Annotated in this window: 19 protein-coding genes and 1 pseudogene; 12 read left to right on the forward strand and 8 right to left on the reverse strand. The window is 39.9% G+C overall.

Annotated features, from left to right (window positions below; all coding sequences use genetic code 11):
- Positions 1 to 35: 35 nt before the first annotated feature.
- The 3 genes from mtgA to arcB form a co-directional block, all read right to left on the reverse strand.
- Positions 36 to 794: a monofunctional biosynthetic peptidoglycan transglycosylase gene (gene mtgA, locus LG003_RS06910; RefSeq protein ID WP_112878878.1), complete on the reverse strand. Its 759-nt coding sequence runs from the start codon at positions 792 to 794 to the stop codon at positions 36 to 38.
- Between the two features lie 4 nt (positions 795 to 798).
- Complete coding sequence (gene elbB, locus LG003_RS06915) at positions 799 to 1,452, reverse strand: isoprenoid biosynthesis glyoxalase ElbB (protein ID WP_112878879.1); 654 nt, start codon at positions 1,450 to 1,452, stop codon at positions 799 to 801.
- A 233-nt stretch (positions 1,453 to 1,685) separates the two neighbouring features.
- Positions 1,686 to 4,031, reverse strand: a complete 2,346-nt coding sequence (arcB, locus tag LG003_RS06920) for an aerobic respiration two-component sensor histidine kinase ArcB (protein ID WP_262980416.1) — start codon at positions 4,029 to 4,031, stop codon at positions 1,686 to 1,688.
- A 747-nt stretch (positions 4,032 to 4,778) separates the two neighbouring features.
- Here arcB and gltB point away from each other — a divergent pair.
- From gltB to LG003_RS06935, 3 genes are all read left to right on the forward strand, one after another.
- Complete coding sequence (gene gltB, locus LG003_RS06925; protein ID WP_262980417.1) at positions 4,779 to 9,236, forward strand: glutamate synthase large subunit; 4,458 nt, start codon at positions 4,779 to 4,781, stop codon at positions 9,234 to 9,236.
- Between the two features lie 9 nt (positions 9,237 to 9,245).
- Complete coding sequence (locus tag LG003_RS06930; protein WP_112878882.1) at positions 9,246 to 10,664, forward strand: glutamate synthase small subunit; 1,419 nt, start codon at positions 9,246 to 9,248, stop codon at positions 10,662 to 10,664.
- Positions 10,665 to 10,901: 237 nt separating this feature from the next.
- On the forward strand, positions 10,902 to 11,408 hold the full coding sequence (locus LG003_RS06935) for a hypothetical protein (protein WP_112878883.1): 507 nt from the start codon (positions 10,902 to 10,904) through the stop codon (positions 11,406 to 11,408).
- A gap of 49 nt (positions 11,409 to 11,457) precedes the next feature.
- Here LG003_RS06935 and sspB read toward each other — a convergent pair whose 3' ends face one another.
- The 5 genes from sspB to zapE all read right to left on the reverse strand — a co-directional run bounded on the left by sspB (position 11,458) and on the right by zapE (position 15,169).
- Complete coding sequence (gene sspB / locus LG003_RS06940; RefSeq protein ID WP_112878884.1) at positions 11,458 to 11,973, reverse strand: ClpXP protease specificity-enhancing factor; 516 nt, start codon at positions 11,971 to 11,973, stop codon at positions 11,458 to 11,460.
- A 3-nt stretch (positions 11,974 to 11,976) separates the two neighbouring features.
- Positions 11,977 to 12,618 carry a stringent starvation protein SspA gene (gene sspA / locus LG003_RS06945; RefSeq protein ID WP_058589205.1) on the reverse strand — a complete coding sequence of 214 codons (642 nt, stop codon included), beginning with the start codon at positions 12,616 to 12,618 and terminating at the stop codon, positions 11,977 to 11,979.
- Between the two features lie 330 nt (positions 12,619 to 12,948).
- Positions 12,949 to 13,341, reverse strand: coding sequence for a 30S ribosomal protein S9 (gene rpsI / locus LG003_RS06950; protein WP_011148146.1), 393 nt, complete (start codon positions 13,339 to 13,341; stop codon positions 12,949 to 12,951).
- Between the two features lie 15 nt (positions 13,342 to 13,356).
- Positions 13,357 to 13,785, reverse strand: a complete 429-nt coding sequence (rplM, locus tag LG003_RS06955; RefSeq protein WP_112878885.1) for a 50S ribosomal protein L13 — start codon at positions 13,783 to 13,785, stop codon at positions 13,357 to 13,359.
- A gap of 253 nt (positions 13,786 to 14,038) precedes the next feature.
- Positions 14,039 to 15,169, reverse strand: coding sequence for a cell division protein ZapE (gene zapE / locus LG003_RS06960; RefSeq protein ID WP_262980418.1), 1,131 nt, complete (start codon positions 15,167 to 15,169; stop codon positions 14,039 to 14,041).
- A 218-nt stretch (positions 15,170 to 15,387) separates the two neighbouring features.
- Here zapE and zapG point away from each other — a divergent pair, with 218 nt between their 5' ends.
- The 9 genes and pseudogenes from zapG to LG003_RS07005 all read left to right on the forward strand — a co-directional run bounded on the left by zapG (position 15,388) and on the right by LG003_RS07005 (position 25,072).
- Complete coding sequence (zapG, locus tag LG003_RS06965) at positions 15,388 to 15,792, forward strand: Z-ring associated protein ZapG (RefSeq protein ID WP_011148149.1); 405 nt, start codon at positions 15,388 to 15,390, stop codon at positions 15,790 to 15,792.
- A 236-nt stretch (positions 15,793 to 16,028) separates the two neighbouring features.
- Positions 16,029 to 17,405: a serine endoprotease DegQ gene (gene degQ / locus LG003_RS06970; protein WP_112878887.1), complete on the forward strand. Its 1,377-nt coding sequence runs from the start codon at positions 16,029 to 16,031 to the stop codon at positions 17,403 to 17,405.
- A 142-nt stretch (positions 17,406 to 17,547) separates the two neighbouring features.
- Positions 17,548 to 17,703: pseudogene (locus LG003_RS06975) on the forward strand (type II toxin-antitoxin system VapB family antitoxin); the annotation flags it as partial.
- Between the two features lie 1,023 nt (positions 17,704 to 18,726).
- On the forward strand, positions 18,727 to 19,785 hold the full coding sequence (gene degS, locus LG003_RS06980) for an outer membrane-stress sensor serine endopeptidase DegS (protein WP_112878888.1): 1,059 nt from the start codon (positions 18,727 to 18,729) through the stop codon (positions 19,783 to 19,785).
- Between the two features lie 94 nt (positions 19,786 to 19,879).
- Complete coding sequence (locus tag LG003_RS06985) at positions 19,880 to 20,047, forward strand: hypothetical protein (protein WP_262980419.1); 168 nt, start codon at positions 19,880 to 19,882, stop codon at positions 20,045 to 20,047.
- Positions 20,048 to 20,560: 513 nt separating this feature from the next.
- The gene (locus tag LG003_RS06990; RefSeq protein ID WP_262980420.1) at positions 20,561 to 22,003 is read left to right on the forward strand and encodes an MBL fold metallo-hydrolase; all 1,443 of its coding nucleotides are present in this window, start codon (positions 20,561 to 20,563) and stop codon (positions 22,001 to 22,003) included.
- A gap of 8 nt (positions 22,004 to 22,011) precedes the next feature.
- Positions 22,012 to 23,022 (forward strand): hypothetical protein, encoded by a 1,011-nt coding sequence (locus LG003_RS06995; protein ID WP_262980421.1) that lies wholly within the window; start codon positions 22,012 to 22,014, stop codon positions 23,020 to 23,022.
- A 131-nt stretch (positions 23,023 to 23,153) separates the two neighbouring features.
- The gene (locus LG003_RS07000; protein ID WP_262980422.1) at positions 23,154 to 24,542 is read left to right on the forward strand and encodes a hypothetical protein; all 1,389 of its coding nucleotides are present in this window, start codon (positions 23,154 to 23,156) and stop codon (positions 24,540 to 24,542) included.
- Complete coding sequence (locus tag LG003_RS07005) at positions 24,539 to 25,072, forward strand: shikimate kinase (protein WP_112879233.1); 534 nt, start codon at positions 24,539 to 24,541, stop codon at positions 25,070 to 25,072. Before LG003_RS07000 ends, LG003_RS07005 begins: the two co-directional genes overlap by 4 nt.
- Positions 25,073 to 25,100 lie beyond the last annotated feature (28 nt).

Here is a 25,100-nt window from a genome sequence, read left to right on the forward strand (position 1 = left end):
TGGCGCTGGCGTTTTACCCTTTTCATCATCCCACGTCAAACTGAATAACCTCTCATTCTTCCTTCAATCATTTTTCTTTTCATTAACCCATTTTTTTCAAGATAACTCACCCCGCCCAACAACCGCATTTGCCGCAAAATCCATTGCTGACGCTGTAAGACATAAGCCGAAGGTGAGTTAACTTTATAGCGGTGTGGATTAGGCAATACAGCAGCAAGTAAAGCGGCTTCTGATGCCGTCAATTTACTGGCTGATTTATGAAAATAGCGTTTAGATGCCTCTTCAACACCAAAAATGCCATCACCAAATTCTGCTACGTTAAGGTAAACCGTCAGAATTCTACTTTTTGACCATCCCAGTTCAATAGCAAAGGTCATCCCGGCTTCCAACCCTTTTCTTACCCAGCTACGTCCGTCCCACAAAAATAAATTTTTGGCCGTTTGCTGAGAAATCGTTGAAGCTCCTCTGAGTCTTCCAGAATTATTTTGGTTACGCGCAAGTACACTTTCGATAGCATCAAAGTCAAATCCCCAATGCTGTGGAAATTTTTGATCTTCCGCAGCAATAACAGCCAATGCGATATTTGGCGATATTTGTCCTTGCCCTACCCAGTTAGAATGAGATACATAAGAAAAATTAACTGATAACCAAGCGCTAATCTGGCGTTCAACCATAACCATAGAAAAAGGCACTGGCAAAAATGAAAATGCAACAACAGAAACTATCCATAAGATAGTAACTGAGATTACGATTTTTTTAAGCCAGTACCATAAAAATTGAAAAGGATTTCGCATCCAGTTACTCAGTCATTTCCAATACTTTTCTGACAAGTTTATCAATTCCCACTTCTGCCTGAGAAATAGATTCAGCAAGCATGTAGGCTGGTGTTGTCACAATTTTGTTTTCTAAATCAACAACAACATCATTTACCTCACAAACTATATGGACACCCCCCATTGCTTCTACTTGAGCAACCGTTTCAGGATCATTGCCGACCGTTAGTTTCACCGGTTTATTAAGTAATTTTGGCAACATAACAGGCGCAATGCACATAAATCCCATCGGTTTATGTTGCTTATGCATAGCCCTTACCAAACTTAATAAATCCTTATTTATTTCGCAATCAACTGTCTTAACGGCAAAGTCACATAAATTCTTTGCAACACCAAATCCCCCAGGAATTATCAGGGCATCAAATTCATCGGCATTTGCTTGTGATAAAGGCTTAATTTTTCCCCTTGAAATACGGGCAGATTCCTGTAGAACGTTACGTTCTTCGCCAATTTCTTCACCGTTAATATGATTAATAACATGAAGTTGTGGTTCGTCAGGCGCAAAAAAGCTCGTTTTAACACCTAAACGGTCTAAAGAAAGCAGAGTTAATACTGACTCATGAATTTCGCTACCATCGAATACACCACATCCACTTAAGACAACCGCAACTGATTTCATACCTCACTCCATTTGTAGTAGATTATTGCTTAACCCTTTAGGGGGTTAAACACCAATCTTCATCACAGATTTTAATGAATCTTGTAACAAAAAATCTTATCTTTGCTATGTTGGTACTTGTATGATGTATGGAGAATTCCTCATTTACTCGCCGCAACCAAATATTAGATAGGCGTGTAAAAAGTTTTCCCTGGTGTTGGCGCAGTATTCGCGCACCCCAACCTCGGTTGGGGTTATTTTTTTTCAGCGTCCGTCAACCATTCTCCCAAAATTTCCGTATCGTTTCTCCATTCTTGCTTTAACTCATCAACCCATTCCTGAACATTATCCCACCATGCAGGTAAATCAGGTGATTGAATCTGCTGGGCCAGTTGCTGTAAATGACGCAATCCAACCGATCCCGCAGCACCTTTTATCTTATGCGCTTCCTCCGTAATGCCTTTCTGGTCTTTAGCTGTCATGTTTGAATCCAGAACAGATAAGTAACCCGGCATCATCTTTTCAAACACACTCAGACTATTGCGAATCAATTGAGGCCCAACGAGCTCGATGTATTGGTTAAGCATTTCTGTATCAAGTAAATCTTCACCTTTTTTCACCAATCCTGACTCCTCTTCTTCCGGCTGCATATGATGCACAGACTGTTCCCCCCAATATTGTTCAATAATGGCGGTTAACGCATTCACAGAAAGCGGCTTACTCAACACACCATTCATACCTGCATCCAGATACTCTTTTTTGTCTTTTAAGACATTTGCTGTCAGTGCAATCAGCGGGGGCAGATCCTTTTTGGCATATCGCTGACTTAATTCCCGGGAGATATCTAACCCGGTCATATCGGGTAGCTGAATATCAAGCAGTACCAGATCGAACTCTCCTGGCTTAAACACTTCTAGCGCATCTTTACCATTCATAGCGACTTCCACGCTGTTACCCAATTTCTCCAATACAGAGCGAGCAACAATCACATTCAGCTCAATATCTTCTACCAATAAGATATGCAACGCTGGAAGTGGATAATCTTCTGTATCTTCTTTGCATAAAAGATTCTCCTCCATAGCCGGTGCAATGATAGACAGTGTAAATCGAGAACCTTGTCCCGGCTCACTTTCCACCACAATATCCCCTCCCATACTTTGAGCCAAACGTTTGGATACCGCCAATCCAATACCGGTTCCCGTTGCTGGACAACCACCATGACTGCCTTTCACTTGATAATACATCGCAAAAATCTTCTCCAGCTCATCATGTGGGATACCAATCCCCGTATCTGTGACTTCAAACAGCAAACGTTCTCCCTCTTCGTACCAGATTCGAACAGTAATCTCACCTTTTTGCGTAAATTTCACCGCATTGCCAATCAAGTTCCACAGAATTTGGCGCAAACGAGTACCATCTGTCATGATTCTGGCAGGCAGTGGCAGTTCTGGGTTCATTACAAATTTAATATCTTTCGGTTGCACCAGCAGCCCAGAGAGGTTTTCCAGATCGGATATAAAACCGGTAAAATCAATTGGCTGATTATCAATTTGCACTTTACGCCGTTCAATTTTATCCATTTCAATAATGTCATTGAAAATATTACCAAGCGTGATGGCACTGACATGAATCGTTTTCAGATAGTCATTTTGCTCAGCTGTCAACTCAGTATCGAGCAGAATACGGCTCAAACCAACAATGCCATTTAAAGGCGTACGAAGCTCATGGCTAATCGTTGAGATAAAAGTGGTCTTATCCCTACTTGCATTCTCCAAAGCGTCCTGATAACGCTTACGTTCCGTTATATCGCGACCAAATCCCATAAGCCCATGTCTTTTTCCTACCCGATCATAAAAAGGGACTTTCCGAAGCTCAAAACAGGCTTTTCGACCATCGGGATAAACTAGCCATTGTTCATAAGTGAGCGCAACATTATGACGGAACACTTTTTCATCGGTTTTCATTACCTTGCGAGCAACCTCTTTGTCATAAACATCATTTGGCGTCAGCCCGACAAGTTGTTTCTGGCTTTTACCCGTCAGCAATTCCATCGCCCGGTTACAACCAGAAAACTCATTATTTTCATTACGGTAATAGACCAAATCAGGAGAAGCATCGAGAAAAGATTTCAACAATACAGATTGTTGTTCCAATTCAATCTGCGTCTGCTCACGGTGTTTCATCTCTTCTTTGAGTTTATCCAACAATATCAGATGCGCCTGCTCAGCTTTTTCTCTTTCTGAGATCTCCTGATTAAGCTTAATAATGTTGTCTTTTAATTGCTGATTAAGTTCCCGATCACGCTGACGCATAACTTCCAACTTTTCAACTAATTTAGATAATCGCTGACGGGACTCTTCGAGCTGTTCAACAACAACCGAAAGAAAATAGACAGCCCAAGGTGTAATCAACAAACCAAAAAATATTGAGCGAACTAAATCAATACTTTGCACTCCTCCCTGAAGCAGAAAAGTGACTACCATCTGTACACCCATAGCAAGAACGACCAGTGCAGATGCAAGCAGTAATGAGAAGCGCACTAGCCCCAATTTCATCATTAAATCAACATAATATTGGGCCAGGCCCCTGAGCAGCTTCATTTCATAAAGACTCCCGTTAAATATGACCATTCCGGATCATACCGTAAAAAACCGGCCACTTCGTTGAAGGAATAACAGAAATTGTTGACCTGGTAAAACAATAGTATTATTTAATAGTTTTAGTTATGACTTCCCAAACATTATTCTGGCTTTTTACTCCTGCCGGTCTTTCCGCACAATCCAAGCATGAATAAATAATCAAACACATTGATAAAATAAGCATAAAATTCTTTTTTACTCTTTTAATACCCCAAAAAGATAAAACTTTATTCTCATAAAGAAACAAAAATACATATTAATTCCATAAAGTTATCATTAGTAAGATTTTAAATCTAATAAATAAAAGTTTAACAGCATATACAAAACAGATATTACACTAATATTAGTGATATAAATCACATTAAAATCCTAACATGATCTATATCACACAACACTAATGTTAATTTTTCTACTTATAAATCATAGTATTAACTTTATTTATCACCTGTCCTGACCTTATCCCGGTGATATTTGACCTGATTTATATTTCTAGTTAACTTGGAAAGTCACTGGAAATCATCTGTCAGATTCTCATCTGAACCATAATTATGCAGTGACACAATATCATTTAAGTCACCACCTGTTTATCACAAATAAACAAGTGGTGGTTGATTGAGGGCGCAATTCAGACGCCAGTAAAAAATATTAATCTCACAAATGTCTGTGAGTTTCTGTGAGAGTCGGACAGAACCTCGGGAGGTTCACACTATGCTATATAACAAATCTCAAGAAAAGGATAACTGTGGCTTTGGACTGATAGCCCATATTGAAGGGGAGCCAAGCCACAAAGTAGTACGTACCGCTATCCATGCCCTAGCCAGAATGCAACATCGTGGGGCAATCCTGGCAGATGGCAAAACCGGTGACGGTTGTGGTTTATTGTTGCAAAAACCTGACCGCTTTTTTCGGATGGTCGCACAGGAGCAAGAGTGGCATTTAGCCCGCAATTACGCCGTCGGTATGCTATTTCTCAGCCAAGATCCTCAGATTGCACAACACTGCCGGGCAATCATCGAACAAGAGCTACAAAATGAAACCCTGTCAGTCGTTGGCTGGCGTGAAGTCCCCATCAACAGTGATATTCTGGGCGAAATAGCCCTTTCAAGCCTCCCTCATATTGAACAGATTTTTGTTAATGCTCCGGCTGGCTGGCGTGCACGTGATTTAGAACGCCGCTTGTTCGTTGCTCGCCGCCGAATAGAAAAACGCATCAATGACAGCGACTTTTATGTTTGCAGTTTGTCTAACCTAGTGACTATCTATAAAGGGCTGTGCATGGCGGCAGATTTGCCCCGTTTCTATCCCGATCTGGCTGATTTACGTTTGGAATCGGCAATTTGCCTATTCCATCAACGCTTTTCAACCAATACCGTCCCGCGCTGGCCATTGGCACAACCTTTCCGCTATCTTGCCCATAACGGTGAAATAAACACCATCACCGGTAACCGCCAGTGGGCACGAGCAAGATCCTATAAATTCAAGACACCGCTTATTCCCGATCTGCACACTGCGGCCCCTTTTGTCAATGAAACAGGGTCAGATTCCAGCTCGCTGGATAATATGCTGGAACTGTTTCTCAACGGCGGAATGGATTTAATCCGTGCTATGCGATTGCTGGTTCCTCCCGCATGGCAAAACAATCCTGATATGGATGAAGATCTGCGGGCTTTTTTTGATTTCAACTCTATGCACATGGAACCGTGGGATGGCCCCGCGGGTATCGTTATGTCAGATGGACGCTACGCTGCCTGTAATCTGGATCGTAATGGCTTGCGCCCAGCCCGTTATGTTATCACCAAAGATAAGTTGATCACCTGTGCTTCCGAAGTCGGTATCTGGGATTATCAACCGGATGAAGTGGTGGAAAAAGGGCGAGTTGGTCCCGGTGAACTTATCGTGATTGATACCCGCCAAGGCCGTATCCTTCATGCAGAAGAAACAGACAATGACTTGAAAAGCCGCCATCCCTATAAAGAATGGATGGATAAAAACGTCAAGCGTCTGACCCCATTCGAAGAATTACTGGAAGATCAAGCGGGTCATCGGGATCTGAACGATCAATCCTTAGCGGTCTATCACAAACAATTTGCCTACAGCAACGAAGAGCTAGATCAAATCATCCGTGTCCTGGGAGAGAATGGTCAGGAAGCAACCGGTTCAATGGGAGATGATACGCCGTTTGCCGTCCTTTCCAGCCGCCCACGGATTATTTATGACTATTTCCGCCAGCAATTTGCTCAAGTCACTAATCCGCCAATCGACCCACTACGCGAAGCACATGTTATGTCTCTCACCACCTGCATCGGGCGGGAGATGAACGTATTTTGTGAAGCAGAGGGACAGGCACACCGATTAAGTTTTAAATCTCCTATTCTGCTCTACTCTGACTTTCATCAATTAATAACGCAGCAAAGTCCACACTATCGCGCAGAACAATTAGACTTAACTTTCAATCCACAAGAAACCAATCTGCAAAATGCCTTGTTTGCATTGTGTGATCAGGCTGAACAACTCGCCAGAGATGGTGCGGTATTATTGGTATTATCTGACCGCAACATTACGTCGGAGAAGTTACCTATACCAGCTCCTATGGCTGTTGGCGCTATTCAACACCGTTTGGTAGAAAAAAGCCTACGCTGTGATACCAACTTGATAGTAGAAACAGCGAGTGCCCGTGATCCACACCATTTCACTGTACTACTGGGATTTGGTGCAACAGCGATTTATCCCTACCTGGCTTATGAATCCCTCGCCAAAATGGTCGATAATGGCACAATTAATAAACCTTATGCTGATGTCATGCTTAACTACCGCAATGGTATCAATAAAGGGTTATATAAAATCATGTCGAAAATGGGCATCTCGACTATCGCCTCCTATCGCTGCTCTAAACTATTTGAAGCTGTCGGCTTACATTTCGAATTAACTGAATTCTGCTTCAATGGCGTCGTCAGCCGAATTGGCGGTGCTAATTTCAGCGATTTCGAGCAAGATCTGCAAAACTTATCTAAACGTGCATGGCTTGCTCGTCAACCACTCGATCAGGGCGGATTGCTGAAATATGTTCATAACGGCGAATATCACGCTTATAACCCAGATGTTATAAGCACTTTACAGTCTGCGGTTCATAGTGGCGAATATAACGATTACTTGAAATATTCTCGTCTGGTTAATCAGCGTCCAATTACCACAATCCGTGATTTGCTGGCGATAAAAACAAAAGGTGAACCTCTACCTATTGAAGAAGTAGAACCTGCCGAAGAGCTGTTTAAACGCTTTGATACCGCAGCGATGTCGATTGGAGCATTAAGCCCGGAAGCACACGAAGCTCTGGCTGAAGCTATGAATACGCTAGGTGGTTTTTCCAACTCCGGCGAAGGTGGAGAAGATCCTGCACGTTATGGAACAAAAAAGGTTTCCCGTATCAAACAAGTTGCTTCCGGTCGGTTTGGTGTGACACCTGCTTATCTGGTCAACGCTGATGTGATTCAGATTAAAGTCGCGCAAGGTGCTAAACCCGGAGAAGGTGGGCAATTACCGGGTGATAAGGTAACACCGTACATTGCAAAACTGCGTTATTCCGTACCCGGCGTAACACTTATTTCTCCACCACCACATCACGATATTTACTCTATTGAAGATTTGGCTCAGTTGATTTTCGATCTAAAACAGATCAACCCCAATGCGCTGATCTCAGTAAAACTGGTTTCAGAACCCGGTGTTGGTACTGTTGCCACTGGCGTTGCCAAAGCTTATGCCGATTTAATTACTATCGCAGGCTATGACGGCGGTACCGGCGCCAGTCCATTATCATCAGTGAAATATGCAGGATGCCCGTGGGAATTGGGGCTGGTGGAAACCCAACAAGCGTTAGTTGCTAACGGATTACGTCATAAGATCCGCTTACAAGTTGACGGCGGGTTGAAAACAGGCGTAGATATTATTAAAGCGGCCATTCTTGGCGCTGAAAGTTTCGGTTTCGGTACTGGGCCAATGGTTGCCCTTGGATGCAAATATCTGCGTATTTGCCATCTTAATAATTGTGCAACCGGGGTTGCCACTCAGGATGAGAAATTACGTCGCGACCACTACCACGGATTACCTGAACGGGTAATGAATTATTTCCGCTTCATCGCCCGTGAAACCAGAGAAATCATGGCTACATTGGGTGTCAAAAATCTAACTGATTTAATAGGCCGAACTGACCTGTTGAAAGTACTGGAAGGTATTTCAGCAAAACAGAGCAAACTCAATCTTGATCCGCTCTTGGCAACCGCAGACCCCCATCAGGGCAAAGCCTTATATTGCACTGAAAGCAATCCGCCATTTGACGACGGAACAATGAATAAAAACTTACTGGCTCAAGCTTCCAGCTATATTGAGAAGCAACAAAGTAAAACTTTCTATTTCGATATCCGTAATACCGATCGTTCAGTGGGCGCTTCCCTTTCCGGTTTTATCGCTGCTCGATATGGTAATCAGGGGATCGCCGCGGCGCCCATAAAAATTCATTTCAATGGTACTGCCGGTCAAAGTTTTGGCGTCTGGAATGCCGGCGGTCTGGAGCTGACACTCATCGGTGATGCCAATGATTATGTCGGTAAAGGTATGGCTGGCGGTCGCATTGTCATACACCCTCCTGTAGGTTCTGCTTTCAAAAGCTATCAGGCAACCCTCATTGGCAACACATGTCTCTACGGTGCAACCGGAGGCAAGCTGTTTGCAGCCGGGCGAGCAGGAGAACGCTTCGCCGTTCGTAATTCAGGTGCTATCACGGTTGTGGAAGGTATCGGAGATAACGGCTGTGAATATATGACAGGAGGTATCGTCTGTATTCTCGGACGCACTGGAATAAATTTTGGTGCAGGAATGACCGGCGGCTTTGCTTATGTCCTGGATGAAAATGATGATTTCCGCAAACGGGTTAACCTAGAGTTGGTTGAAGTACTGGCAGTAGATGCCTTAGCTATCCACGAAGAGCACTTGAGAGGGCTTATCACTGAACACGTCCACCTGACAGGCTCCCAACGCGGTGAAGATATTCTTGCTAACTGGCAACAGTGGCTGAGCAAATTTGCGCTTGTGAAACCAAAATCCAGTGATGTGAAAGCCCTATTGGGACATCGCAGTCGTTCTTCCGCAGAGTTGCGAATTCAAGCGCAATAAGGAGCCAAGATGAGCCAGAATGTATATCAGTTTATCGACTTACAACGCGTCGATCCGCCTAAAAAGCCGCTGAAAATCCGTAAAATAGAATTTGTGGAAATCTATGAACCATTTTCAGCAAATCAGGCACAGACACAGGCTGATCGCTGCCTTTCTTGTGGTAACCCTTATTGCGAATGGAAATGTCCTGTTCATAACTACATTCCCAATTGGCTTAAACTTGCCAATGAAGGACGTATTATGGAAGCGGCTGATTTATCTCATCAAACAAACAGCCTGCCGGAAGTTTGTGGTCGTGTTTGTCCACAGGATCGCCTTTGTGAAGGCGCTTGCACTCTGAATGATGAGTTCGGTGCAGTAACCATTGGTAATATTGAACGCTACATCAATGATAAAGCGATTGCTATGGGCTGGAAGCCCGATATGTCACAAGTTCAGCCAACGGGCAAACAGGTTGCGATTATTGGTGCAGGCCCTGCTGGGCTAGCTTGTGCTGATGTATTGACTCGTAATGGCGTACAAGCCGTTGTTTTTGATCGTCACCCGGAAATCGGTGGATTACTCACCTTTGGCATACCGGCGTTTAAACTGGAAAAAGAGGTCATGATACGCCGCCGTGAAATTTTCTCTGAGATGGGAATTGAATTCCGGCTCAATACTGAAATAGGCAAAGATATTGCCTTATCTGAACTGACTGAGCAGTTTGATGCGGTATTTCTTGGTGTAGGAACCTATCAGTCAATACGTGGGGGGCTGGCAAATGAAGATGCTGATGGTGTTTATGATGCTCTGCCATTTCTGACTGCCAATACCCGGCATTTGATGGGTTATCCCGCCCTACAATCGCAACCTTTCATCAATATGCAAGGTAAGCGGGTCGTGGTGCTTGGCGGCGGCGATACTGCAATGGATTGTGTCAGAACGGCTATTCGCCAAAAAGCAGCTTCAGTTACCTGTGCTTATCGTCGTGACGAAATCAACATGCCAGGCTCTCAGCGTGAAGTCAAAAATTCCAAGGAAGAAGGTGTAGAATTTCTGTTTAATCTGCAACCGGTCAGGATTGAAATCAACCATTCAGGTCAAGTTTGTGGCATAAAAATGGTACGGACTCAATTAGGTCAACCTGATGAGAATGGACGCCGCCAAGCTGAAATTATCGCAGGTTCGGAACACCTGCTTAAGGCCGATGCAGTGATCATGGCATTTGGCTTTAAACCACATACCATGAACTGGCTAAGTGATCACCAAGTAACCTTGGATAAACAAGGACGCATTGTCGCACCAGAGTACTCAGACACTCCCTTTCAAACTAGCAATCCGCAGATATTTGCTGGTGGAGATGCTGTTCGTGGCTCAGATCTCGTTGTAACCGCAATTGCCGAGGGGCGTAAAGCCGCGCAAGGCATTCTTGATTATCTCAATATCTAATCAACCAAGGGAGCTTTTCAGCTCCCAACTCTTTCTATCATCAGTTCGATAATTTATATTAATTGAATTACTCTTACACAAAAAACAAGTGTATTTAATGAACATTCCACACTTATTACTGTCATACATAATATTTTGGAATATTCATTCTCATTAGTGTGGGTTTTAAATAAAATATTCTAATTAACCGACACAAATATCACGATGCTTATTCAACTATAAATACTGGAAATATTAATGAAGCTAATAAAAACCTTAACTTTATTATCTCCAATGCTGTTTATCAGTCATACAGCACTTGCTTTATCACAGCCCTTAACATCTGAAAATATTAATAAAGAAATTATGAATAGAGGTACCAATTCTGTAGTGGCAGAATTAGGTGAAATAGGAGCCAAACAAGAAATCACTCACAACATTTCTACTGGTGATAGTAAATGGATAAAACTGGCTTTTAAATTAACGCAAAGCATACACCTAGGTTTTGCCAAAGAAGTTCGCTACGCATTATCCCTAGCATTAATTAATAATCCTGTTGAAGTCCTTGCTAACGTAGATAAAGAAAACAATATATCATTGGCTGATATCTGCACAATCCCACCAGAACTGGGGACCAGAGAGAATAAAATAGAATTTGTAGATAAGGTTAAAAAGAGCTTAGGCGCTATCACAGATTCCAAAGCTAAAAACGGAGCAGAAGATTGTTTTTGGGAATTAGAAAAAGCCTACAATACAGAATTCTAATCAATGAATTTGAAAAAATAAGGAGGCAAACCGCCCCCTCTTTTAACGCTTATTTTACTACCCGTAAAGCAGGGCGCCCTCTTGTCGGTTTTGGTGGCTCATCATCAGGTGAAGCTCCACTATCATCTCCAGCACCGGGCAATGCATCCGTAACTAATACCAGATTATCTGTCGCGGATGCAGAGGTATCAGCCTTATCCTGATCTGAAGCGGATTTAAAAAGATATTCATCTTTATAAGCTGCTTCAGGCTCAAACATCATTCCCGCCCCATTTTCACGGCCATAAATCGCAATAACTGCCGCCATCGGTACATTAACCCGACGGGGAACACCACCAAAACGGGCATTGAAGCGTACTTCATCATTGGTTAACTCAAGATTACCAACAGCTCTCGGCGCTATATTCAGCACAATTTGCCCATCACGGGCATATTCCATTGGTACATTAACTCCACGTAAAGTCACGTCTATAACTAGATGCGGAGTCATATCATTATCGAGTAACCACTCATAGTGAGCACGCAACAAATAAGGACGACGGGGAGACATTTGAGACAGCTCCATAAATCAGCTCCTGGATTGCAAGCGCATTTCACGTTCAGCTTCGGTTAATGAAGCCAAGAATGCATCACGCTCAAAGACACGCTGCATGTAAATTTGTAAATCTTTAGTACCAGAACTCGGTAATTCTATACCCAATACCGGCAAACGCCACAGTAAAGGAGCAAGATAACAATCAACCAAACTGAATTCTTCGCTCATAAAGAATGGCATCTCTTTAAATATTGGCGCCACTGCTAGCAACTCTTCTGCTAATCGTTTACGGGCAGTATTGGCCTCTTGAGAATTGCCTTCCTCAATAGTATGCATCAGGGAATACCAGTCTTTTTCGATGCGGTGCATCATCAAACGGCTGGAACCACGGGCAACTGGATATACAGGCATTAATGGTGGATGAGGAAAGCGTTCATCCAGATATTCCATAATGATGCGGGAATCATATAGCGTCAGCTCACGATCAACCAAAGTCGGAACTGTCTGATAAGGGTTCAGATCGATAAGGTCCTGTGGCAAGTTACCTGCCTCAACCTGCTCAACTTCAACACTGACACCTTTTTCCGCCAATACAATTCGCACTTGATGGCTAAAAATGTCGGCCGGGCCTGAAAACAGAGTCATTACCGAACGTTTGTTGGCAGCGACAGCCATGAAAACCTCCAAGTTTATCTAAAAAGGGAATGAATAGCCCCACACGACCACGACTATTCTTACTCATTCATTCTCATCCCTTATGTTTCTACGCCACAACGGTGAATACGGAATGCGCTACTCAACACAATTACTTTCGTTTCAACGCAATCATTACCGTTTCAACGCAATTACTACCGTTCAGATAGTAGGCAGACAAATGGATGAGGCAAAAATTGGCACTAGTTTACCAGATTTTGTACATTTTGGGGGAAGTGTGTGGATAATTAAGTAAAAAACCCGCCACAAAGACGGGTTTGCACATTAAATAATTGCCATAAAGACAAAAAATTAACGTTTGGAGAACTGTGGACGACGACGTGCTTTACGCAGACCAACTTTCTTACGTTCAACTTCACGAGCATCGCGGGTAACGAAGCCAGCTTTACGAAGATCAGAACGCAGAGTTTCGTCATACGCCATCAGTGCGCGGGTGATACCGTGACGGATTGCACCTGCTTGACCAGAAATACCACCACCTTTAACAGTGATGTACAGATCCAGTTTACCCAACATATCAACCAACTCCAGCGGCTGACGAACAACCATGCGCGCTGTTTCACGGCCGAAGTAAACTTCAAGGCTGCGTTTGTTGATGACGATATTACCGCTACCTGGCTTAATAAAGACACGTGCGGAAGAGCTTTTGCGGCGACCAGTGCCGTAGTATTGATTTTCAGCCATTGCCTATAATCCCGATTAAATGTCCAGAACTTGCGGTTGCTGTGCCGCATGGTTGTGCTCGCTACCTGCATAAACTTTCAGTTTACGGTACATTGCACGGCCCAGCGGCCCTTTTGGCAGCATGCCTTTAACCGCGATTTCAATTACACGCTCAGGGCGGCGGGCAATCATCTCTTCAAAGGTCGCTTGCTTAATACCACCGATATGACCGGTGTGGTGATAGTAGATTTTATCAGAACGCTTGTTGCCGGTGACTGCAACTTTTTCTGCATTAACGATGATGATGTAATCACCGGTATCAACATGCGGAGTGTATTCCGCTTTATGCTTGCCGCGCAGACGGCTAGCCACTTCAGTTGCAAGACGGCCTAAAGTTTTGCCATCTGCGTCAACAACATACCAGTCGCGTTTTACGGTTTCTGGTTTAGCTGTAAAAGTTTTCATTAAAGCTTACCCAATAATAAGTTACACGTTGGTGAACACTCAAGGTTCAGAAACTTGCTGAGGTTCACACGACTCTTGTCCAGCAAACCTACCCCTTCGAATAGCCTATGCCGGCACTATTGCAAGTTTTTGGGAAAAAAACATTGCCGTAACGTGGGGTTGCAAGATTATAGAGAAGTCAAAAATAAAAATCGACCCCAATTTGAATATTTAAAATCAGTTTTGAGTCTGAAATATACGGGTGAACACAAAATTAAGGTAAATGAGGTAATTTCAGATACTCTTCACTTTGCATCTCTTGCAAACGGGATAAGCAACGCTGGTATTCGAAAACCAACAACACCCCTTGGTAAATTTGCTCCATCGGCACCGCCGCATTAATTATCAATTTTACCCGGCGTTCGTAAAATTCATCAACCAGTGCCAGGAAACGGCGAGCAGCATTTTCATTACCCGGCATTATCGCTGGAACCTGATATAACAAAACCGTGTGATAAAGTTTTGATAAAACAATATAATCTATCTGACTACGCGCATCTTCACACAAAACTTTAAATCCAATTGCCAATACACCGTCAGCATGACGAATCGCGGGCATCTGCCGGTGGTTAATTTCCAATACAGCGGCTTGTTCACCGCTATTACCAGCTAAAAGAGTAAACATTCGATCCATCGCACGTTCATTATCTTCATTCAGCGGTGTGAAATAGAGATGAGCTTGAGTCAACGTGCGCAACCGATAGTCAATACCCGAATCCACATTCATCACGTCACAATATTTTTTGATCTGCTCAATAGCAGGCAAAAAGCGAGCTCTCTGTAAACCATTACGATAGAGTTCATCAGGAGGAATATTTGACGTTGCAATCAAGGTAATCCCCCTGACAAACAGCGCTTCCAACAATGTACCAAGAATCATAGCATCAGTAATATCGGAGACAAAAAATTCATCAAAGCAAAGTACATCTGTTTCCGTTTTAAAACCATCAGCCACAATATCCAGCGGATTTTCATGCCCTTGCAATACCTTTAATTCTTCATGTACCCGCAGCATAAAACGATGGAAATGCAAACGTAGTTTTCTTTCACCGGGTAAACTCTGGTAAAACATATCCATTAACCAAGTTTTCCCTCTACCAACGCCCCCCCACATATAAAGCCCTTGAACAGGTGCACAGCTCCTTGAAGCCTGCTTTCCTAACAGTTTACTCAGACGCCTTTTCAAGCTTTGTCGCCTTACGGGATTGCCGGGAGAAGCATTAATCAGAGTATTGTGAATGGTATCCAATTGCGCTACAACTTGGCGCTGAACATCATCTGGTTGGTATTTACCCTTAGAAAGGGCTTCTTGATAGTATGATGAAGGGGTAATCAATGATGGCATAACAATAACAATCCTTAAAATAATCGCCCGTTTTTTATCGTTTTTATGATTCAGATTGACCTTATTACCGGATCAATTGTCTACAATAAGGTCCACAATAAGATCTACAAGCAAATGTAAATCATGATCAATATTCCACTCTAACTAGATTAACGGTTATAGTGACGATAATTAAGTGAAACATTCTGCGGAACAACGATGTCGATGAAGGAGTAGCTATGACTTGGGAGTATGCACTGATTGGCTTGGTGGTTGGTTTTGCTATCGGAGCGCTAGTTATGCGTTTTGGTAACACTAAGCTGCGCCAGCAAAAAGCCTTACAAACTGAACTGGAGAATAATAAATCAGAACTGGAAGAGTACCGTAAAGAATTAGTTGGTCATTTTGCCCGTAGTGCAGAATTACTCGACAATATGGCTCGCGATTATCGTCAGTTATATCAACATATGGCTAAAAGCTCTCATGAACTGATGCCGAATATGCCAGCACAAGAAAATCCATTTAATTATCGATTGACTGAGTCAGAAGCGGATAATGATCAATCTCCGGTTAAAATGCCACCAAGAGATTATTCCGATGGCGCTTCCGGCCTGTTTCGTCCGATGAATGAAAAAAACCAGTAAATACCCTGCTGTGGCACATCGTGTGCCACAGCATTAATTCAAATGTAAAATCTATTATCTACCTACAAGTTTTGTTTTTTTGTTTTTCAATCATGTAAATACCTGTAAAGAATCATGCTAAATCTGTTTGCCCGATGAACTTTATTTAATAATTAACAGTCATAGAGTAATCATGGCAGCTTGCCAGAATTAACTCAATTAGCCTTCGGCTTAGGTATACAAGAGAACAAAATTAGATGAAAAGAAAACACTTATTCCTTAGTGCATTAGCCATCAGTATCGGATTGTCTACAATTTCTGTCCCTACGATTAGCAATGCTGCTTTGCCTGCTGCTATCGCCGGTCAGGCGTTGCCAAGCCTCGCACCGATGCTTGAAAAAGTCCTGCCTGCGGTTGTCAGCGTGCATGTCTCTGGTACGCAGGTACAACAGGAACAGAGTATACCTGAAGAATTCAGGTTCTTCTTTGGCCCAAATCTCCCAATGGGCCGTGAAAGTACCCGCCCATTCCAAGGGCTTGGTTCAGGTGTCATCATTGACGCTGCCAAAGGTTATATATTAACCAACAATCACGTTATTGAGAATGCAGATAAAATCCGTGTGCAATTGAATGATGGCCGTGAATATGAAGCCAAATTATTAGGCCGCGATCCTCAGACAGATATTGCCTTGCTGCAACTGAAAGATGCTAAGAATTTAACTGCAATTACTATGGCCGATTCTGATAAGCTCCGAGTTGGCGATTTCGCTGTTGCAGTTGGTAATCCATTCGGCCTTGGTCAAACTGCAACTTCCGGCATTATCTCTGCGTTAGGGCGTAGCGGTTTGAATCTGGAAGGATTGGAAAACTTCATCCAAACAGATGCCTCTATTAACCGTGGCAACTCCGGTGGCGCACTGGTTAATTTGAATGGTGAATTAATCGGTATCAATACCGCCATTCTAGCCCCAGGTGGCGGTAACATCGGTATCGGCTTTGCTATCCCAAGTAATATGGCAAAAACCCTGAGCGAGCAGCTTATCGCGCATGGTGAAGTAAAACGCGGTATCCTCGGTATTAAAGGTACTGAAATGAATTCCGATATCGCTAAGGCATTCAATATTGACGCCCAGCGCGGAGCATTTGTCAGTGAAGTATTACCAAAATCCGCAGCAGCGAAAGCAGGTATTAAATCTGGCGATATTCTTATTTCCGTTGAGGGTAAGAAGATTAGTAGCTTTGCTGAACTGAAAGCCAAAATCGGCACAACGATACCAGGTAAAGAAATTAAAATTGGTTTATTGCGTAAAGGTAAGCCAATGGAGGTTTCTGTTACGCTGGAAAACAGTGAAGGTCAAACAACCAAAGCCGGAAATCTAACCCTTGCCCTGCAAGGTGCAACCCTAAGCAATGGTGAAGTGAAAGGGACTTACGGTGTGAAAATCGATAGTGTTGCTCAAAACTCACCGGCGGTGTTATCTGGCTTACAGAAAAATGACCTGATTGTTGGGATCAATAATGAACGGGTACAGAACATTAATGAACTGCGCAAAGTTATTGATTCTAAACCACCCGTCATAGCTCTGAACATTCTTCGCGGAGAAGAGAGTATCTATCTGTTACTGAGAAATTAATACTTTTAGTAAAAATCGATCCAATTCCATTTAAGGCACAGCGTAACGCTGTGTCTTATGGTGCTGATCAACCTATTTAAAATAATGAGGTTTGTTTTTCCATTAGTAAAAATGTTTTATACTTGGCTATCCCAATTTCTAAGGAGTGAATGTATTGGAAATTATTCGTGAAGGCGATACCATTATTTTTCAACCAGCTAAACCCAGTTGGAATTCCTTTTTGCAACAAGAAAAAGCTGACTTTGATTTTTTCATCGAACGACTGGATATTGTGGAAGAAGGACGCATTAAGTTATGAAAAAATATAAACCATTGTTTTAACCGCTGCTTTTAATCGGCATCAGGTGTTAAACGTTGTTTTTACCACTTTTAACACCTGATTTTTATTAAGTTTAATCATCATGGCATATCGTATTTTACATTTAACCAACGTTAATCATATCCGCTTTTTTATCTTTTCTGATACTGTTTACTCTCAATTCTGAAAGTTTTTTATAGGCCGCAACCCTTTATTTTCCGCATAAATTATGACAGTAAATAACTTGATAATGTTAAAGATATCCCTTTATATTTTTTCCGATAATTAACTTTCTGTTTAGCAGTTAAATCCTACCACATTAACCGTTTTATCCCTCTTTTTATTGCGTTATGTTTATAATTTTCTCAGTAAAATAACGGTTAGAAAACACTTTAATATCAACATGCTGAATAATATTCTTTTACCTGCTGATTTCTTTTCAACTTTCTGTTAATGGTTAATAGCATTTAATTAAATGTAATTAACTGCCCTTATAAAAAGGCATCTATTAAGTTAAACCTGCCTTCTCCTTTTATATAAAATCTCTAATTTCTCTGTATACTCACTTTTAAATGATCATAGCAAGGAATAAACCATCTTTAATTCACTCTATACCTTTTAAAAAGCTGGCATTAAATAACGTTTCATAATTCTGCCACACATAGCCCTATCCCCCCTAAATGAGTGAAAGTTTCTGTCACTCCTTGCTTTCAGATCACATAAAAAACGACACCTCACATGATTTAATCTGAGTAAATCTTAACATTACGAAGTAAATAAAAAGCGCTAAAACGAAAAATTAAAGACAGTGAAAACAGCGTTAAAACCCCTCCAGTTGTAGCAAAATGCGATAAAAAAAGTTTAATACCCATGTAAACTGTCAGTACAAATTTTTTCGTTTTATTATTAATGAAAACTCAATAGTGATAATCGAAGCGCTAAAAGTAGATACAGCATAATGCGGTGTCTGTTAATTTCTATGTTATCCTGCCATGACTCATTAACTCACACTGAATAATACCCATGATTGCCAAGTTGCTGCGCTCTGCTTTTTTAGGATTACTTGTCGCTGTAATTTTACTGATTACCATTCCATCGCTGCGCCCTAGCGGGCTGATATCTGCAATTACCAGCAATAGTAATGACGAAGTTCCATTCAGCTTTAATAAAGGTGTCCGCAGGGCGGCGCCCGCCGTGGTTAACGTCTACAGCAGCAACATGGGGAGTTTTTCTCATCAAGGTCGGGAAAACCATACCCTTGGTTCTGGCGTCATCATGAGCGATAAGGGCTACATCCTTACCAATAAACACGTCATTAATAATGCAGGACAAATTATTGTTGCACTGCAAGACGGTCATTTTTATGAAGCTCTGGTCATAGGTTCTGATAGCTTAACGGATCTTGCTGTCCTGAAAATTAATGCCGAGAACCTGCCTGTCATAACGATTAATCCAAATAGAGTCGCGCATGTGGGAGATGTCGTTCTCGCCATTGGTAACCCTTACAACTTGGGGCAAACCATTACTCAAGGGATTATTAGCGCTACCGGTCGCGTTGGATTAAGCCCTACCCGCCGCCAAAACTTTCTCCAAACTGATGCTTCCATTAATCAAGGTAACTCCGGCGGTGCACTGATTAACACCCTTGGTGAGCTGGTAGGTATCAATACATTATCATTCGATAAAAGTGAAAATGGTGAAACGCCAGAAGGATTGGGGTTTGCTATTCCGACTGAACTCGCCACTAAAATTATGCAGAAACTTATCCGTGACGGACGGGTTATCCGGGGTTTTATCGGCATAACGTCACAAGAGCTGCCACATATTCGCTCTTCTAACGGCAATATTAACCAGATTCAAGGGCTACGAGTATTTCAGGTGACTGCAAACGGGCCAGCGCAAAAAGCCGGTATTAAAGTGGGTGATATCATTACCAGTGTCAATAATAAACCTGCTATTTCTGCGGTTGAAACAATGGATCAAGTGGCTGAAATACGCCCCGGCAGCGTTGTTCCTGTCACTTTATTACGCGATGGGAAAATATTATCGTTGCAAGTGACTATTGAAGAATTTGAAAGTTAACGATAATTCATGATACTTCAATGAATAACCGGTCAATTAAAATAGTTAATTATCAGAGTGAATCTGTATCACCAATAACTTAACGAGCAATCATATGGACAGAAAGCAAAGTTTGCGCCAGCGTCGTCGATTTTCTCCTCTGCCTCGCTATTTGGTTTTCTATACACAATCTTGTACATCAATAACAAAGCGTTTTAACTTGAAGATTGACATTTTTACCGAGACATCAAGCACATTAGCTTGTTTACTGATGCTTGATTAAATGGGACAACACTGTAGGACTTACATTAGCTAAGTACTATTTACTACTACTTACAGTTTTCATTAGGAATTATGATGCTTTCTCAATAAAGAATTTACACTACCAAAACTCTGGTCCAACAATAAACTTCACTCTCTTTAGTCAACAAACCCTAACTCACTCATCGGTTAAATAGAGCATATAAAACATAATTTATGTGACATTTACCTCATATCTTAGAGGTCATCATTGACCAAAAACATCAAAATAATTTACTAACACTCTCTTGGAGTACTATGCAAAACCACGTATTCTTTTTTATTCCAATGAACTAGGCAACATCATCGATTAAAAGAGAAAAATATGAGTGATAAAGAAAAAGTTAAATTAATACGTTTACTTAAACAAGTAAAAGGAAAGAAAAACTCCAAAAGTCAGACTTCAAAATCTGACGCTATCGCTGCTTACCACTATTAATTTTTAAGTTAACAGCAACCTACACAGGTTGCTGTTTTGCCATATATGGAGTGATGTATGCAATTAACATTTGTCGGTCATCAAAGTTGGCTAATCTCTCACAAAAATACAAATATTTTGATTGTTCCTGTCTTAGGTTCAACAATGGGGAACACCCGATATATAAAATTCGAAATATACCCTCCAAGAAACGTTGATGTAAGTAATATGCCATCAATCGATGCTGTATTTATATCACATGAACATGTTGATCATTTCGACATCGATACTCTGTCAATACTGCCAAAGGGAACAACTATTTATATATCACTACTTATGCCAATCTGTATAAAAACAGCTTTAGAGCACCTAGGGCATAATGTCATATTACATTCATTTAAAGAAGAAATAAGAGTAAAAGATATCAAAATAAAGCCATTCTCTGCTCCATATGAAACAATATTATGGGAGTCAAGGGTAACTCAATACTTAGTATCAGATGTTGATGAAGAAAAATGTAACGGTTTTATAGCAGTGGATGCAATAATCAGCGAGGAGTACATTGAAGGGATCGGTGATCAATACCCAAATCCACAGTGGATCATAGTAGCAAATAATTCACAGTGTACACCAAAACACGCTCAAGGAGCATATACAAATTTGCTACCACTAGAATCGTCAAGACTTAGCGGCAAGAATTATAGAGGAGTCAAATTACTTAACTCTATATTAATAGACTATCTTGATGGCATCCCTGAGGAAACTAAGATATTGATTTGTGGCAATGGATTTATAAATCCAAGAGAGAATTATGGCCCATTCCTATTCTCATATAATAAGGTATTGTCTGAAATTGCCAACCAATTATCAATTAAAGAAAATGTTTGTGGACCATATCCAGGTGAAGTAATAGAAGTTATAGATGGAAAGCTTTCAATCAGTTTGTCTGGCTGGATAGAACTAAATAAAAACAAACATTTAAATCTAAAAAATAAGCTAATTAAGTACATGGATGAAGAATCTAGCGTTGAGCTCAGCCCATTTATTCCTGTACTCGGTGAACTTAGTGAAACAGAAGAAAAAAATGGGTTAGCTACGATTGAAAATGAACTAACTGACATGGCTCGAGCTCTAGCTATTGATCCTTTGGTTGGCCGATTAGCAATTTCAATGAATAACTATGTAAATGGTGAATTGAGTGATAACCGGATTCTAATAAAGTTTAAAGATAAAGATTTTGGATATGTTTATTCTGTATCATCCTGTCAATTTACCAAGACTTACACACATGATAACTATTTAAGTGAATATCCATTTGGTGTTGAAATATATATTCAAGATTTCGTTGGCCTATGTTTAGGTAAAATACAAATTTGGGACTTAGCAGGGACGAGTATACGTAGCTGGTATCTTGGTGGAATATATGAGAACATCATTGTGTTTTTCTATAAATACTTTGGAGAGCAAAGAAGGCCTGATTTAGCACTTAAAGTATACGAAGAATATATCTCACAAAAATAAGGTAGAAAATGAATATCTCTGCAATTAAGAATGATTTAAGAAAGCAATATAGTACTTTTATCTTGTTTCCTATTGAAACAGGAATTAATTTATTATCTTCTTTTTTTTCATTTTCCATATTAATTTACATAATAACACTGCCTTTGACTAATGGTTTAGAGGCAAGTAATGTTGGCCTGATTATCTTCTTAATTGTAATATTGAGACCTACCTTAAGTGTAATTAATAACATAAGCCTGTTCCTTATTACTAAAAAACAGGCTTATATTCTCTCAACATTTGATGACTGTTTTACAAGCAAAAAAGATGCTCAGCAGAATGAACACGACATTGTAAATTACTCCTCGTATGACACTAGTGTTGTTTTGATTATATCTAGGGTAATTTGCTTTATCTATCTTTCCATTCTCATGGTTGTTAATATTGAAGAGGGTACAGTTGGCTTACTATCATTGTGTTCTATATTGATACCATTATCATTTTTTCTATTTAAAAAACGAGTCCATCTTTCTAAGAAACTAGCAAAGATAAGGAAGCTAAGATATGGATTTATTGGAGATAACTTTGAGGCCCTGACTGCTATATTGTTAACTGGGTACCAAGGGGGAAAATTTCTAAGCTTGAATAGAATTATTGATACTGAAGAAAAAATAAAACGCATTGATTCATTATGGCGAGCTGTAGATATTGCATCAAATGCGTTTTTAAAAGTTATTCCTGTCCTTTTTATAATCCTGATTGGTAAAGAAATAGACAATAGTGACAAATTACTCATTCTTTTATATTCTCTAATTCTGGTTGGCGAATATCTTGGTTTAATTAGATTACTAACACCATTTTATGATGGTTATCTGGCCAAATTATCAATTATCAATTATCAATTATCAATTATCAATTATCAATTATCAGTAGACATAAGAATTACCAATACAAGCCAGAGGAATACTATAATCTGGATGGCACACAAGGTTTTATTGAAAAAACCATTCTGGGGAATATATTTTTATCAAAAGAGTTAATCAATAGGAGCATATTAAATAAGCTATGTTATGAAATCTTCCAAATTAATAAGTATATTAATATGAGTTCAAACATTAACGAACTGTCAAGAGGACAATTAAATCTTATTTTTGCCGCAAGGAATGTATATATGGCTATAATTAATAATTATAAAGGCCATATTTATTTCGATGTAAATAGGACTGGCTGGGATTCTAAGTTATTACTTGATTTAGAAGATATAATTTCAAAATTAAAAATAGAATATCAAATTGATATTCTACTATCACATCTTCATGAAACTAAAGATATAGAATTGGAAACAAAAAATGAAACCATAAAATACACGTTAGATAGTAAAGTTAGATCAGAGGAAGATCATACCAAAATTTCCAGATTTTTGTCTATTTTTAGCTATAATTCTTTAATTGGGATTATACTATTGTTCATTGCCAGTTTTTCATTATTCGAATTGGGAAGAATTACATATAACGAATATAACAGTGAGACCTATAAGATAACATTCACATCTCTATTAGGCCTAATTTCATTTATCTCAGGATCATACTTAATAGAGTTTAAAATAAGAAAAAAAGCAAGAAAAGACATATATACCTCTATTAAAAAAAACTCTATGGCAGAAGGATTCAATTTATTCAAACATGAATACAATGTAATAATAAATAGATTCACCATGTATGCTAAAGATGTTTTCTGGTTTGGTTCGATATTTGTTGGAACCCTATTTTTGTTTTTTGACTCTGACAATTTCATAATTATACTTGGGGCTATGTTTATATTTATTACTAGCGTTTGTTTATTGTATCCTACGTACAAGGATAATAGAAATAAACACTATAAAGAACTCCACTCTCTATCAATTTACTTTTCTTATACTAGAAAACTACCTCAATGTAATTTGGTTAATCGTTTATGTCAGGATACTATTCTATCCGGAGTTCATCGTTTATATACCATAGCATCACAAAGATATTTAATTAATTCTGTCGCTTCTATATTGGGCTTCCTAATATCCAGTTTAATCATTTTGTACTCTCTATATCCAAACTTCAAATCAGACAACATTACGGCTGCTATAAACTTAGACAATAGAATAGTCATTTTTTATTTTGCAATATTCGGATACTTATCAGAAATTGTATCTATCCAAAGAATAACTAAGCATGTAAATGTTTATCATAAGAAAACAAATTTATCCTCTAATTTATTAATTTTAGAGCAAAGATTAGAAAACGATAGGATTATACAATTAGTGGGGAATAATGGCAGTGGTAAAACTTTTTTTCTTAAGAGATTATCTAAAATAAAGGGGTACATATATATAGACCATCATTTTGATCACTATCTAGCAAACGATAGATTTTTAGATTATCTCAACAACTCAAATTCAGATGTGATTATATTCGATGAATTTGATTGCAGAAAATTAATAGATAAAATTGATAAAAATAAAAAAATAATCATCGTCTCACATAGGGAAACCATTGGCTCAAGATTGAACATTAATGAGGTGGCATGAATAATATTTATATTATTGGACCATTTGGCGCAGGTAAAACTACGCTGAGTAAATTAATTTCTAAGAAATTAGGAAAAGAACTGATTAGTTTAGATTCTATAAGATGGTCCGTATATGAAAAGATAGGCTACGATCTAAATCATGTTGAGCAATTAGTAAAAAAACATAAATTTATAGATTTATATAGATACAACCGTAAATTTGAATCAGAGCTGGTCAAAAAAGTTGTCCAAAATGCATCAAATAAAGTAGTCGATTTTGGTGCAGGACATTCTATTATTGAGGACGATTTAGATTTTGAATATATTAGGAATCAAATGAAAGAAAAAGGTACTACTATTTTTTTAGATAAGAGCTCTCATATTGGAGTTCATTCTTTCCATCCAGAAGAAGTCTTCTTAAACAATTATTTCTTGGCGAGTAAATGTAACCAAAAACTATCCGATATCACGATAACGGTAGATAACAAAAGTAAGTTACAAGTATTGAATAAAGCCTTATCGGCACTTAAATCAATGGAGGTTATATGAACATTATATTCAAGTCTGATAAAAAATA

It is taken from the genome of Photorhabdus kleinii (genome assembly GCF_025384885.1).
GTDB lineage: Bacteria > Pseudomonadota > Gammaproteobacteria > Enterobacterales > Enterobacteriaceae > Photorhabdus > Photorhabdus kayaii.

Bases quoted from the DNA above. Each gene is read 5' to 3' on its own strand.
- LG003_RS06985 (WP_262980419.1), top strand. From the start codon at position 19,880: ATGGACAGAAAGCAAAGTTTGCGCCAGCGTCGTCGATTTTCTCCTCTG.
- gltB (WP_262980417.1), top strand. From the start codon at position 4,779: ATGCTATATAACAAATCTCAAGAAAAGGATAACTGTGGCTTTGGACTG.
- LG003_RS07000 (WP_262980422.1), top strand. From the start codon at position 23,154: ATGGCTATAATTAATAATTATAAAGGCCATATTTATTTCGATGTAAAT.
- LG003_RS06930 (WP_112878882.1), top strand. From the start codon at position 9,246: ATGAGCCAGAATGTATATCAGTTTATCGACTTACAACGCGTCGATCCG.
- zapG (WP_011148149.1), top strand. From the start codon at position 15,388: ATGACTTGGGAGTATGCACTGATTGGCTTGGTGGTTGGTTTTGCTATC.
- sspA (WP_058589205.1), bottom strand. From the start codon at position 12,618: ATGGCTGTCGCTGCCAACAAACGTTCGGTAATGACTCTGTTTTCAGGC.
- LG003_RS06990 (WP_262980420.1), top strand. From the start codon at position 20,561: ATGCAATTAACATTTGTCGGTCATCAAAGTTGGCTAATCTCTCACAAA.
- sspB (WP_112878884.1), bottom strand. From the start codon at position 11,973: ATGGAGCTGTCTCAAATGTCTCCCCGTCGTCCTTATTTGTTGCGTGCT.
- LG003_RS06995 (WP_262980421.1), top strand. From the start codon at position 22,012: ATGAATATCTCTGCAATTAAGAATGATTTAAGAAAGCAATATAGTACT.
- degQ (WP_112878887.1), top strand. From the start codon at position 16,029: ATGAAAAGAAAACACTTATTCCTTAGTGCATTAGCCATCAGTATCGGA.
- LG003_RS07005 (WP_112879233.1), top strand. From the start codon at position 24,539: ATGAATAATATTTATATTATTGGACCATTTGGCGCAGGTAAAACTACG.
- arcB (WP_262980416.1), bottom strand. From the start codon at position 4,031: ATGAAGCTGCTCAGGGGCCTGGCCCAATATTATGTTGATTTAATGATG.
- rpsI (WP_011148146.1), bottom strand. From the start codon at position 13,341: ATGGCTGAAAATCAATACTACGGCACTGGTCGCCGCAAAAGCTCTTCC.
- mtgA (WP_112878878.1), bottom strand. From the start codon at position 794: ATGCGAAATCCTTTTCAATTTTTATGGTACTGGCTTAAAAAAATCGTA.
- LG003_RS06935 (WP_112878883.1), top strand. From the start codon at position 10,902: ATGAAGCTAATAAAAACCTTAACTTTATTATCTCCAATGCTGTTTATC.
- degS (WP_112878888.1), top strand. From the start codon at position 18,727: ATGATTGCCAAGTTGCTGCGCTCTGCTTTTTTAGGATTACTTGTCGCT.
- elbB (WP_112878879.1), bottom strand. From the start codon at position 1,452: ATGAAATCAGTTGCGGTTGTCTTAAGTGGATGTGGTGTATTCGATGGT.
- zapE (WP_262980418.1), bottom strand. From the start codon at position 15,169: ATGCCATCATTGATTACCCCTTCATCATACTATCAAGAAGCCCTTTCT.
- rplM (WP_112878885.1), bottom strand. From the start codon at position 13,785: ATGAAAACTTTTACAGCTAAACCAGAAACCGTAAAACGCGACTGGTAT.